Source organism: Stenotrophomonas sp. YJH_SMC_25 (genome assembly GCF_059369595.1).
In genome coordinates, this window is the sequence record NZ_JCAFSV010000012.1 from 1 (window position 1) to 12,091 (window position 12,091).

The following is a 12,091-nucleotide window of genomic DNA, read 5'->3' on the forward strand; positions in this document are numbered from 1 at the left end:
CTCCCTGGTGAAATTAGCGCTGTGGAACCACCCGATCCCATCCCGAACTCGGAAGTGAAACGCAGCTGCGCCGATGGTAGTGTGGCTCAAGCCATGCGAGAGTAGGTCATCGCCAGGGTTTACACCCAAAACCCCGCTGCTTACGCAGCGGGGTTTTTCTTTGTGCGCAGAAAATGCAGGTAGTGCCGGCCGCTGGCCGGCACCCGATGGCATTGCATCACCCGGTAGATCCACGCCATGCGTGGATGCCCTCTGCGAGGAGCCAAGGCGCCAACCAAGGTTGGCCGCTACCAGCAGGCGCGCACAGCGGTCGTTTGCCGGCCAGCGGCCGGCAACTTTGTGCGCGGTAAACACCGGGTAGTGCCGGCCGCTGGCCGGCAACCCGATGGCATTACATCGCCCGGTAGATCCACGCCATGCGTGGATACCCCCTGCGAGGAACAGCGGCGCCAACCAAGGTTGGCCGCTACCAACAGCAGGCCCACACAGCAATCGGTTGCCGGCCAGCGGCCGGCACTACCAGGGGCAGGTCACGCATAAAAAGACGGCGCCCTGCGGGCGCCGTCCTGATCAGACTCGAATGGAAGGCCAGGATCAGGCGACCCGCGAGACCTCGAGCGGTTCCTGCTGGCGGAATACCGAGACTGCTTCGGTCAACGTGCCGGCCTGGTTCTGCAGCTCGCGTGCGGCAGCGGTGGCTTCTTCCACCAGCGCCGCATTCTGCTGCGTGGCCTGATCCATCTGCACCACGGTCTGGTTGATCTGCTCGATACCGACCGACTGCTCCTGCGACGCCGCGGATATCTCGCGCATCAGGTGGCTGACATCCTCCACGCCGCCGACAATTCCCTGCATGCGCTGGCCGGCATCGGCCACCAGCTGGGCACCTTCGCCCACCTGCCGGCCCGCTTCGTCGATCAGCTTCCTGATCTCCTGTGCGGCCGCCGCCGAACGCTGCGCCAGCACGCGCACCTCGCTGGCCACCACGGCAAAGCCTCGGCCCTGCTCGCCGGCGCGTGCCGCCTCCACCGCTGCGTTCAACGCCAGGATATTGGTCTGGAAGGCAATGCCGTCGATGACGCCGGTGATGTCGCCGATCCGCTTCGAGGCACCTTCGATGGCCTGCATGGTATCCACCACCCGCTGCATGGCCGTGTTGCCGTCACTGGCAGCGCTCTGCGTGGAGGCCGCCAACGCACTGGCCTCACGCGCATGGGCGGCGTTCTGGCGCACGGTGGCGGTCAGTTCCTCCATCGATGCTGCGGTCTCCTGCAGGTGCGCGGCCTGGCGCTCGCTGCGCTCGGACAACGCGCCGTTGCCAGCGGCAATCTCGCTGGCGGCGGTACTGATCGACGCCGCGCATTCCTGGATGCGGCCGACCATGCGTGCCAACTGCCCGGCCGTGGCGTTGGCATCGCGCTGGATGGCAGCGAAGGCGCCGTGATACTCGCCGTGCATGCGCCGATCCAGATCGCCGTTGGCCAGTGCCGAGAGCATCTGCCGCACTTCGTTGACGGTGCTGCCGAGCGTATCGAGCAGCTGGTTGATGCCACCGGTCAGGCCATCGAGGAAGCTGGCGCCTTCAGTGGCCTGCAGGCGCTGGTCGAGGTCACCGGCCGCTGCCGCTGCGACGATGCCGGCCACGGCATTCTCCAGCGCGAGCTCATGGGTGCGGTCATGCCATTCCACGGCGAAGCCCAGGCGCACGCCCTGCGCGTCGAACACCGGCGTGACCACCTGCGCGAAGTGCACCGGGCCGATCTGTACCTTGCCGTTGTGCGCTACCTGCAGGCCGTTGAGGATCGCGCGGATGCGGTCCGGGTTGGCGTGGAAACGATGGATGCTGCTGCCGACCAGGCGCTCGGCGTCGAAATCGGGGAAGGCCTGTCGCAACGTCGCCTGCTGGTTGCGCAGCAGTGCCACCACCGAGCGGTTCACGTAGCGGATCACATGGTCGTTGTCGGCGATCATCATCGCGGTGCGCGAGGCATCGAGGGCCTGGCGGATCTGCGCGTTCTCGGCATGTGACGCGGCTTCGCGCCCACGCTGGGCCTGCACGTGGCGTGCAGTGTCGGCCAGGGCGTGGGCCAGTGAACCCGGCGCATAGGCGCCGGTATCGGCATGCGCGCCAAGATCGGCACCGGTGGCGATATCGCGTGCGAGCGCGGCAAGCCGACGCGGGCCGTGGCCGAGGGCCTCGGTCTGCTGCCGAAGGCGCAGTGCGACCTGGCCGAGGAACAGGGTCAGGCCCGCGAGCATGCCGGCCTGCAGCAGCGTCGGCCACAGCGCGGCACCGCCCTGTAGCGGTGCCAGCAGGGCGAGGGTACCGACGCCACCGGCCAGCCACACCGGAAGGCGATCGCGATGGCCCAGCAGCACGCCCAGCAGCAGGGCAATCGGCAATGCCGGTGACAGGCTGATGATCGCGCACAACACAGCCAGCTGCAGCGACAACAGCAACGCCAGACCGTTGCGGGCGACGGCCCGGCCCGCCTGGGCCCCGCCCAACCACGCGGCTGGCAGCACGGCGACGGCCGCCAACGCGGCAGCCTGCACCTGCGGGCCGCGCAGGGCCAGCGCCAGGCCAGCCAGGGCCAGTACCGCGCTGCCGATCAGCAGGCGGCGGTCAGCGCGGTGCGCGAGCTGCTGCAGGTGCGGCAGGTGCGGCAGGCGGGCGGTATCGGGGGGACGGGAGGATGCAACGGACATCGGCGACTCCTGGATCAGCAGACGACAACGGCCACGCCGCGGCGCACGCAGGAGTGCGTGACCAGGGCGCGAGCCGGGAATTCGGGGAATGCGACGCGATCAGCGACGCGGAGACGGGACACCGCGGCCACATCCTGTGGGTGACGGTGCAATGGAGCAGGCATGCGGACTTCCTTGCAGAACCAGACACACGCCGCAGGCCCGACCGGACCTGCGTGCTGCGGACGCAGGGGCCCGCAACTGATGTATCGGCCGCAGACGCGCAGAGTGAAGCGCGCGGATACCTTTGCTCAGCCCGCGTTGTCGTTGCTGAAGAAGCGCAGGATCACGCCTGCGATCTGTTCCGGATCTTCCATGTGCAGGTGATGGTTGCCGGGAAACACTGCCAACCGCCCATCGCGCAGGTGCTGCAGGCGATCGCTGCGCATCGGCTCGGGGTAGTAGGACTGCGCTGGCGTGGCATAGATCACCTGCGTCGGGCAGGCGATGGCCTGCAGCAGGTTGTCGATCTGGCCTTCGCTGAGACGGATCGCAGTGGGCAGCATCAGGCGCGGATCGCTGCACCAGCGGTAGCCACCCTCGACCGGTTCCACGCCGCGCTCGACCAGCAACCGTGCACAGTGCTCGCTGAGCTGGTTGGTCATCATCCGTGCGCGGATCGGCGCGGCGAGGTCGGGGAACACGCGCAGCTGCTTGCGTGCCAGTGCGCGCGTGGCATTCACATGCTCGCGCAGGCGGTTGGCGGTTTCTTCCTCGGGGCCGCGCAGGCCGCCGAGCGCTTCGATCGCCACCAGGCGCTCGACGCGATCACTGACCGAGGCGGTGAGGCTGGCGATGCCGGCACCCATCGAATGGCCGAGCAGGTTGAAGCGGTCCCAGCCCAGTGCATCGGCGACGTCGAGCACGTGGCAGATCGCGGCGGCCGTGGTGTAGCTGGCACCGGCCGGCAGATGCGCGCTGTGGCCATGACCGGGCAGGTCGATGGCAACCAGCTGCAGCGACGACAGATGCGGCGCCAGCGGCACGAAGCTGGCCGCGTTGTCGAGCCAGCCGTGCAGGGCCAGCACGCGCGGGCCATCGCCGTGGTTGCGCAGGCCGGCGACGCGCGCGCCACCGACCTCCAGTTCAAACGGTTGCAGACTCATGCCAGCGAGGCCACGGCCAGCCGCGCAAGCGCGCGTGCGTGCTCCGGTTCGGCGTTGAGGCAGGGGATGTAGCGCATCGTCGCGCCGCGCTCGGCCAGTGTTTCGGTGAACCCCAGCGCGACTTCTTCCAGCGTCTCCAGGCAGTCGGTGGCGAAGCCGGGGCACACCACGTCGATCTGCTTCACGCCGGATTCGGCCAGCGCCCACAGGCTGGGCTCGGCATACGGCTGCAGCCAGCGCTCGCGGCCGAAACGCGACTGGTAACCCATCTGCCACTCGTCCCTGCCCAGTTCCAGCGCCTTGGCGATGGCCTGTGCGCTGGCCTCGCAGCGCTGCGGATACGGATCGCCGGCATCGGCCAGGCGCTGCGGGATGCCGTGGAAGGAGAACATCAGCATCTGGCCGCGACCGTGCTGTTCCCAGTAGCGACGGATCGAGCCGGCCACGGCCTCGACCCAGCCCGGATCGACCGAATAGTCGCGCACCAGGCTGACGGTCACGCCAGGATTGCGGCGCTGCCAGGCATCGACGCGGTCTTCGACCGAGGCAGTGGTGGTGGTGGAGTACTGCGGATACAGCGGCAGCACCACGATGCGGCGCGCACCGTCGGCTGCCAGGCGGTCGAGCTCGCTGGCCAGCGCGGGTTCGCCGTAACGCATCGCATGACGCACTGTCAGGGTCGGCAACAGGGCCTGCATGGCCTGCGCCAGCTGGCGCGTATGCACCATCAGCGGTGAGCCGTCGGGCAGCCAGACCTGGGCGTACTTGGCCGCCGAACGACTGCTGCGCAGGGGCAGGATCAGTCCGCGCAGCAGCGGCTGCCACAGCAGTGGCGGGATCGCGACCACGCGGCGGTCGGACAGGAATTCAGCCAGGTAACGGCGTACGGCGGGGGCCGTCGGCGTCTCGGGCGTGCCTAGGTTGACCGCCAGCACGGCGGTATCGGGTGCGTCGAGCATGGGCGGTATTGTCGCCGATCCGGTGTCGCGCCGGGATGCAGGGTTCGGATTGCGGGCATAGCGCGCATCAATGTGAGCAGGGAACGCTCATTGGGGATTCATGACAACGCTACTAATTTCAGTCACTTGCTATATCTTCCTATGGACTGACTTCTGGAGCCTGCCATGCGTCGCCCGATCCAAGCCCTGCTGATCGCCGCCAGCCTGCTGTCCAGCCAGGCCATGGCCGGGCCGCAGGAAGACCAGCGTGCGCGCAATGCCGTGCGCGTGCTGGCTGAAATCCAGGAAATCCCTGAACAGGGCATTCCGGATAAATTGCTGGACGAAGGCCGCGCGGTCATCGTCATTCCCGACACGATCAAGGCCGGTCTGGTCATTGGCGGCCGTCGTGGCCACGGCCTGATGTCGGTGCGCATGCCCAACGGCGCCTGGTCCAACCCGGTGTTCGTGAAGCTCACCGGCGGCAGCATCGGCTTCCAGGCCGGCGTGCAGTCCTCCGATGTGGTGCTGGTGTTCCGCAACGACCGCAGCCTGGACAACCTGGTCAACGGCAAGTTCACGCTGGGTGCCGACGCTGGCGTCGCCGCCGGTCCGGTGGGCCGCAACGCCGCCGCGGCCACCGACGGCCAGCTGAAGGCCGAGATCTGGTCCTGGTCGCGCGCCCGCGGCCTGTTTGCCGGCGTCGCGCTGGATGGCGCGGTGCTGCAGATCGACGATGCCGCCAATCTGGACGCCTACGGCAGCAACACCACGCCGCGGATGATCTTCGAAGGCCGCGCCGCCGGTTCGCCGTCGATGGATGTGGTCGCCTTCCGCGATCGCCTGGAAGAGGCCACCTACGCGGCGCGCAACAACCGCAGCGGCAACGGCGGCAGCGCGCCGCGCCCGGCTGCCGCCCCGGCAGCTGCTCCGGCGCCTGTTCAGGCAGCACCGGCTGCGCCGGCTGAGGCCACCACCGCGCCGCTGCAGAACGTGCCGCAGACCCCGCCGCCGCAGCAGCAGGGCTTCCAGCCGGTGAATGACGGCGAGATCCGTACGGAAACGCTGGGCGGAAACTGACTTTCGTCACGCGCGCCGGCTGACAGCCGGTGCGCTATGCTCGACAGCCTGATCACTAACGTAACGAGCGTCTTTATGGGCAGTTTCAGCATCTGGCATTGGTTGGTCGTGCTGGCCATCGTCCTGCTGGTGTTCGGCACCAAGCGCCTGACCAGCGGCGCCAAGGACCTCGGTTCGGCGGTCAAGGAATTCAAGAAGGGCATGCGCGACGAGGACAAGCCGAACGCGCAGCTGGGCGATGAGTCGCGCAGCCAGGACGCGTCGCGCACCGCGCAGGACGAGCACGACCGTAACGCTCGCTGATCCGGAGCGGTTGCGGTGTTCGATATCGGCTTCAGCGAACTGCTGGTGATTGCAGTGGTCGCCCTGGTGGTGCTCGGTCCCGAGCGCCTGCCCAAGGCGGCCCGCTTCGCCGGCCTGTGGGTGCGTCGCGCCCGCAATCAATGGGATTCGGTGAAACAGGAACTGGAGCGCGAACTGCAGGCAGAGGACATCAAGCGGCAGATGCAGGATGTGCGCCAGGGCATGCAGGACACCGAGAACCAGCTGCGCGCCAGCGGTGAAGCGATCCGTCGCGAAGCCCAGCAGGCGCAGCAGCAGGGCGATGACCTGGTGCAGCACGTCCGTGCACCGGCGCCCGCGGATCTGCCGCCGCACATGAGCGCCGCGCCCGATGCCGTTGAACCAGCGCAGGACGGTGGTGCCGCCGAGCCGGTTTCGGCCGCGCCCGCTGAAGCTGGTACGCCGCCGCCGGCGCAGAGCACGGAGCGCCACCCATGAGTGAACAGGATTTCGGCGAGAGCTCGCTGGTAGAACACCTGGTGGAACTGCGCGGCCGGCTGGTGCGCGCATTGCTGGGCCTGGGCGTGGTGCTGCTGGCGCTGCTGCCGTTCACCCAGAAGCTCTACAACGCGCTGGCCGAACCGCTGGTCTCGCAGCTGCCGAACGGGCAGACGATGATCGCCACCAACCCGGCCGGTGCCTTCTTCGCACCGCTGAAGCTGACCTTCTTCGTCGCGTTGTTCGTGGCGGTACCGTGGCTGCTGTACCAGCTGTGGGCGTTCGTCGCGCCCGGTCTGTATGCACGCGAGAAGCGCCTGGCGGTGCCGCTGCTGGTGTCATCGGTGCTGCTGTTCTACACCGGTTGCGCCTTTGCGTATTTCCTGGTGCTGCCGGCGGTGTTCCACTTCCTCACCACCTTCAGCCCGGACGTGATCGCAATCACACCGGATGCGAATGCCTATCTGGACTTCGTGCTGGCGATCTTCTTCGCCTTTGGTGGCAGTTTCGAACTGCCGGTGGCGATGGTGATCCTGGTGTTGCTGGGCTGGGTGACGCCGCAGCAGTTCAAGGAAGGCCGCGGCTACGCGATCGTCGGCATCTTCGTGCTGGCGGCGGTGCTGACCCCGCCGGACGTGGTGTCGCAGCTGATGCTGGCGATTCCGATGTGCCTGCTGTACGAGCTGGGTATCCACGCCGCACGCTGGCTGGTGCCGTCGTCGGTAGTGAAGAAGCCCGCCGCCTGAAAGACAAAAAGGGGACGGAGGGGATTAAGTCGTTTTTGCCTTTAACGACTTAATCCCCTCCGTCCCCTTTTCTATCCACGCATGGCGTGGATCTACCTGCGTTCTGGTCAGGCGTGGAACACGTCGCTGGAGGTCGGCGTGGTCGGGATCGGCGGCGCCGCGCGGCTGCCGCGGTGCACGAACATCTGCTTCCACGCAGCGTAGACCGCGCCGACATACAGCGGCATCAGCACCGTGGTCAGTACCAGCTGGGCGATGAAGGCGGCGGCCAGCGGGCCGCCGATCAGCATCGCGATCTGGATCACGATCACGAACAGGATGTACATGCAGAACGCGGCGATCAGGCCGAGCGCGGCGAACACGATCATCGCGCCGATGTTCTCGATGCAGCCCTGGAGGCTCAGGCGCAGCGCGTGCATGCCGCTCTGCTTGTCGAACACCACCAGCGCCGGCTGGGTGAACATCGCCAGCGACAGCGCGACCGCACTCAGGAACACCAGCAGCATCCACAGCGCGATGCGCTTGGCCGGCAGGTTGGCAACCAGCGCGGCCGCGTCATCCGGCTTGATCTGCTGGCCACTGCGGCTGATCTCTTCCATCTTGGTCATGACCTCGCTGAAGGCGGTGAAGCCCTCGCGGCCGATCATCAGGAACAGCAGCGCGCCCAGCAGCAGCACCGCCAGCACCTGGATCGCCAGCGGCACCAGCAGGTGGCTGACGCGGTGGTCGCGGATCGGCTGCAGCAGGTGCGAGGCCAGGCCCGGGCGGCCTTCATCGATCTCGCCCACGGCATACAGCATGCCGCCGAACATGATCGGCGAAATGGCCAGCGTCATAAGCTGCACGGCCATGCCGGCAGCGCCAGGAATCAGCGTCGACAACAAGGTGACCACCCAGCTCACCAGCAGCCAGGTCAGGCCGATCCGGGCCAGCTGCAGCGGCGCACGCCGGTACAGGGAGAACGTATCCAGCAACCACTGGGCGCCCGCCGAAGCCGGCAGCTTGCGAATCTCTTTCATGGACATCCGGGAAGGACAGGAGGGGGCCGGGCGGCTGCCCGTGCCGCCGATTATCCCTGTTTTGCCACCGGCTGGGCTGAAGACAGCCGTGCCTGGCGGACGAAGCGGCGCAACAGCTGGCGGGCCAGCGGCGCGGCACTGACCGCGCGCTCGATGCTGCGGGCGCAGCCGCCGTGGCGGCCGATGCAGTCGGCGCGGGCACGCACGTAGCCACGCATGTGGTGGGTGGCGAACTCCGGATGGAACTGCACGCCCCAGGCCTGGCGGCCCCAGCGGAAGGCATGGCAGCCATCCAGCGGTGAACGGGCCAGCACCTCGGCACCATCGGGCGCGCGCAGCACGGTCTGCAGATGGGTGGCATGGGCGGCAAAGTGCTGCGGCAGGCCCTGGAACAGCGGGTCCTGCGCGGCCTGCGGCTGCAGTTCCAGTTCGATCGTGCCGGACTCGCGGCCGGCCGGGTTGTAGGCCACCTCGCCACCCAGCGCATGTGCCAGCAGCTGATGGCCGTAGCAGATGCCGAATACCGGCAGGTCGTCGTGGGCGGTCTGGCGCAGCCACGCGGCGCTGCGCTCGCTCCAGTCGGCATGGTCGGTGACGAAGGCGGCCGAGCCGGTCACCAGCACGCCGGCGAAGGCATGAGGGTCGGGCAGGGCGCCACCGTGCTCGACATCGACCACCACCGTCTCGTGTTCTTCCAGCCCGGCGGCGACGCGGATCCAGTGCGGAAAGCGCCCGTAGCGGCGCAATGACGGCACCGGTCGGCCGGTTTCAAGGATCAGGAACGGGGCTGGGTTCATCCGGGGGCGGCAGCACTGACAGGACTTCCTCGATTGTAGTCAGCCCCTGCGCCACCTTTTCAAGCCCGGCCTGGCGCAGGGTTCGCAGCCCTTCAGCCCGCGCGGCACGGGTGAAACCGGCCAGGTCCATGTCGGCGCGGATCTGCCCGCGCAGCCGCGAACCCAATGGCAGCAACTCATACAGGCCGATGCGGCCGAGGAATCCGGTGCGCCGGCATTCCAGGCAACCGACCGGCCGACAGGGCGTGGCGGCATCTGGATATGCAGCATGGCTATCAGCCAGCACCGCCCAATCGGCCGCGCCGAGGCTGTGCGGCTGCTTGCAGTGCGGGCACAGCGTGCGCACCAGGCGCTGGGCGAGGATGCCGTTGAGGGTGCTGGCCAGCAGGTAATGCGGCACGCCCAGGTCGAGCAGGCGGGTGACCGCCGAGGGCGCGTCGTTGGTATGCAGGGTGGACAGCACCAGGTGGCCGGTCAGCGAGGCCTGCACCGCCATCTGTGCGGTCTCCAGGTCGCGGATCTCGCCGATCATGATGATGTCCGGGTCCTGCCGCAGCAGGGTGCGCACGCCGCTGGCGAAGTCCAGGTCGATGTTGGCCTGCACCTGCATCTGGTTGAACTCGGGCGCGATCATCTCGATCGGATCCTCCACCGTGCACACGTTCACGTCCGGCGTGGCCAGCCGCTTCAGCGTGGAATACAGGGTGGTGGTCTTGCCCGAGCCGGTCGGGCCGGTGACCAGCACGATGCCGTGCGGGCGCTCGACCAGCGCATTCCAGCCGGCGGCCTCCTGCGGGCTGAAACCGAGCTGGTCGATGCTCTTGAACGCGGCATCCGGGTCGAAGATGCGCATCACGCACTTCTCGCCGAAGGCGGTGGGCATGGTCGACAGGCGCATCTCGACCTCGCGGCCACCCGGCGAGCGGGTCTTGATGCGGCCGTCCTGCGGGCGCCGGCGCTCGGCCAGGTCCATCCGGCCAAGCACCTTGATACGGCTGACCACGGCGGTCATCACCGCCGGTGGCACCTCGAACACCTTGTGCAGCACGCCGTCGATGCGGAAGCGCATGCGCCCCATCTCGCGGCGCGGTTCCAGGTGGATGTCCGAGGCGCGTTGCTCATAGGCGTACTGCAGCAGCCAGTCGACGATGTGCACGATGTGCTGGTCGTCGGCATTGACGTCGCCGGTGCGGCCCAGCTCCACCAGCTGCTCGAAGCTGGGCAGGGTGGTGCTGGCCTCGCCACGCACGTCGCCACGGGCGCCGCGTACCGAGCGGGTCACCCCGTAGAACTCCATGGTGTAACGGTGCAGGTCCAGCGGGTTGACCACCGCCAGCTCGATGCGGCGGCGGGTCAGGTGCTGCAGGTCACGACGCCATTCCTGCACCAGCGGCTCGCTGGTGGCTACCAGCACGCGCTCGGCATCCACCGCCAGCGGCAGGAAGCGGTGGCGGCGGGCGTAGGCATGCGACACCAGCGCGGTCACCGCAGCGACGTCCACTCGGGTCGGGTCGATGCGCAGGTAACGGCTGCCGGTGCGCTGCGCCAGCCACTCGGTCAGGCGTTCCAGGGTCAGTTCGCCGCCGCCGGTGGCGGCCAGCTTGAGGTTGGACAGCAGCACCAGCGGATGCACTTCACTGGCGTTGCGCGCGCCCTGTGCGGAAAACCGCATGCGCTCGCGGTCCTGCTCGGCCACCAGGCCATCGGCGGTCAGGGCCGCGGCAATCTGCTCGAAATGCAGCCGTCCCCAGGGCAGCGGTACGCCGTCCGCCTCGCCGGGCGTGCCTGCCGGCAGCCGATGTTCCATCTGCCTGCTCCTCCCGGGTACGGAATGCCCCGCAGGTCGGCCGTTATACTAGCGCACCCCCTTGCCGGCCAAGACTCGTACGCATGTCCGCGACCCCGACCGTTCCGATCACCTTCCAGGGCCTGATCCAGACCCTGAACCAGTTCTGGGCCCAGCAGGGCTGCGTGCTCATCCAGCCGCTCGACCTGGAGGTGGGCGCCGGTACCTTCCACCCGGCCACCTTCCTGCGTGCGATCGGTCCGGAAGGCTGGAATGCGGCCTACGTGCAGCCGTCGCGGCGCCCGACCGATGGCCGTTACGGTGAGAACCCGAACCGCCTGCAGCGCTACTACCAGTACCAGGTGGCGATGAAGCCGGCGCCGGACAATATCCAGCAGCTGTACCTGGATTCGCTGAAGGCACTGGGCATCGATCCGCTGGTGCACGACCTGCGCTTCGTCGAGGACAACTGGGAATCGCCGACGCTGGGCGCGTGGGGCCTGGGCTGGGAAGTCTGGCTCAACGGCATGGAAGTGACCCAGTTCACCTACTTCCAGCAGGCCGGTGGCCTGGAATGCCGCCCGGTGCTGGGCGAGATCACCTACGGTCTCGAGCGCCTGTGCATGTACCTGCAGAACTGCGACAACGTCTACGACCTGATCTGGACCTACGGCCCGGACGGCCAGCCGGTGACCTACGGTGACGTCTACCACCAGAACGAGGTGGAGCAGAGCACCTACAACTTCGAATACGCCGACGTGGAAGAAATGTTCCACCGTTTCGACGCCTGCGAGCGTGAGGCGCAGAAGCTGGTGGAAGTGAACCTGCCGCTGCCGGCCTACGAGCAGGTGATGAAGGCCAGCCACACCTTCAACCTGCTGGATGCGCGCCGTGCGATCAGCGTGACCGAGCGCCAGCGCTACATCCTGCGCGTGCGCTCGCTGGCCCAGGCGGTGGCCAAGGCGTACTACGAGCAGCGCGAGAAGCTGGGCTTCCCGGGTGCGAAGAAGGCCTGACGGCCCTCCCGCACCGACCCGCTTTTCATCAACTACCCGGGGCGCCGGACGCGTTGCGCGCTGCGCCCCCACCAC

Annotated in this window: 11 protein-coding genes and 1 rRNA gene; 6 read left to right on the forward strand and 6 right to left on the reverse strand. The window is 67.9% G+C overall.

From position 1 onward, the window contains the following. Nucleotides 1-3 precede the first annotated feature (3 nt). Nucleotides 4-118 (forward strand): 5S ribosomal RNA (rrf, locus tag AC5P7E_RS15975). Nucleotides 119-594: 476 nt separating this feature from the next. Here the strand turns inward: rrf and AC5P7E_RS15980 are convergent. From AC5P7E_RS15980 to hemH, 3 genes are all read right to left on the reverse strand, one after another. Beyond that, entirely contained in the window at nt 595-2,709 is a 2,115-nt protein-coding gene (locus AC5P7E_RS15980; protein WP_114618981.1) for a methyl-accepting chemotaxis protein, read from the reverse strand. Nucleotides 2,710-2,999: 290 nt separating this feature from the next. Then, nucleotides 3,000-3,854, reverse strand: coding sequence for an alpha/beta fold hydrolase (locus AC5P7E_RS15985; RefSeq protein WP_005411680.1), 855 nt, complete (start codon nt 3,852-3,854; stop codon nt 3,000-3,002). Next, nucleotides 3,851-4,813 (reverse strand): ferrochelatase, encoded by a 963-nt coding sequence (gene hemH, locus AC5P7E_RS15990; protein WP_012481653.1) that lies wholly within the window; start codon nt 4,811-4,813, stop codon nt 3,851-3,853. The genes AC5P7E_RS15985 and hemH overlap by 4 nt, the downstream gene beginning before the upstream one ends. Nucleotides 4,814-4,978: 165 nt before the next feature. Between hemH and AC5P7E_RS15995 the strand changes: the two genes are divergently transcribed. The 4 genes from AC5P7E_RS15995 to tatC all read left to right on the forward strand — a co-directional run bounded on the left by AC5P7E_RS15995 (nt 4,979) and on the right by tatC (nt 7,398). Beyond that, nucleotides 4,979-5,872, forward strand: a complete 894-nt coding sequence (locus AC5P7E_RS15995) for a lipid-binding SYLF domain-containing protein (RefSeq protein WP_005411678.1) — start codon at nt 4,979-4,981, stop codon at nt 5,870-5,872. A gap of 75 nt (nt 5,873-5,947) precedes the next feature. After that, nucleotides 5,948-6,175 carry a Sec-independent protein translocase subunit TatA gene (gene tatA / locus AC5P7E_RS16000; protein ID WP_005420453.1) on the forward strand — a complete coding sequence of 76 codons (228 nt, stop codon included), beginning with the start codon at nt 5,948-5,950 and terminating at the stop codon, nt 6,173-6,175. Between the two features lie 15 nt (nt 6,176-6,190). Then, nucleotides 6,191-6,652: a Sec-independent protein translocase protein TatB gene (gene tatB, locus AC5P7E_RS16005; protein WP_114618979.1), complete on the forward strand. Its 462-nt coding sequence runs from the start codon at nt 6,191-6,193 to the stop codon at nt 6,650-6,652. Further along, nucleotides 6,649-7,398, forward strand: coding sequence for a twin-arginine translocase subunit TatC (gene tatC, locus AC5P7E_RS16010; protein ID WP_005411675.1), 750 nt, complete (start codon nt 6,649-6,651; stop codon nt 7,396-7,398). The genes tatB and tatC overlap by 4 nt, the downstream gene beginning before the upstream one ends. Before the next feature lie 107 nt (nt 7,399-7,505). Here the strand turns inward: tatC and AC5P7E_RS16015 are convergent, their stop codons facing one another. Genes AC5P7E_RS16015 through AC5P7E_RS16025 form a run of 3 tightly spaced genes read right to left on the reverse strand, consistent with a single transcriptional unit; the run spans nt 7,506 to nt 11,021 of the window. Further along, nucleotides 7,506-8,417 carry a BPSS1780 family membrane protein gene (locus tag AC5P7E_RS16015; protein ID WP_005411674.1) on the reverse strand — a complete coding sequence of 304 codons (912 nt, stop codon included), beginning with the start codon at nt 8,415-8,417 and terminating at the stop codon, nt 7,506-7,508. A 50-nt stretch (nt 8,418-8,467) separates the two neighbouring features. Continuing rightward, a complete protein-coding gene (locus tag AC5P7E_RS16020; protein ID WP_012481650.1) occupies nt 8,468-9,214 on the reverse strand; it encodes a glutamine amidotransferase in 747 nt (248 codons plus the stop codon). Further along, nucleotides 9,186-11,021: a GspE/PulE family protein gene (locus AC5P7E_RS16025; protein WP_005414929.1), complete on the reverse strand. Its 1,836-nt coding sequence runs from the start codon at nt 11,019-11,021 to the stop codon at nt 9,186-9,188. Before AC5P7E_RS16025 ends, AC5P7E_RS16020 begins: the two co-directional genes overlap by 29 nt. A gap of 83 nt (nt 11,022-11,104) precedes the next feature. Between AC5P7E_RS16025 and glyQ the strand changes: the two genes are divergently transcribed. Then, complete coding sequence (glyQ, locus tag AC5P7E_RS16030; protein WP_495222855.1) at nt 11,105-12,016, forward strand: glycine--tRNA ligase subunit alpha; 912 nt, start codon at nt 11,105-11,107, stop codon at nt 12,014-12,016. Nucleotides 12,017-12,091: the final 75 nt, after the last annotated feature.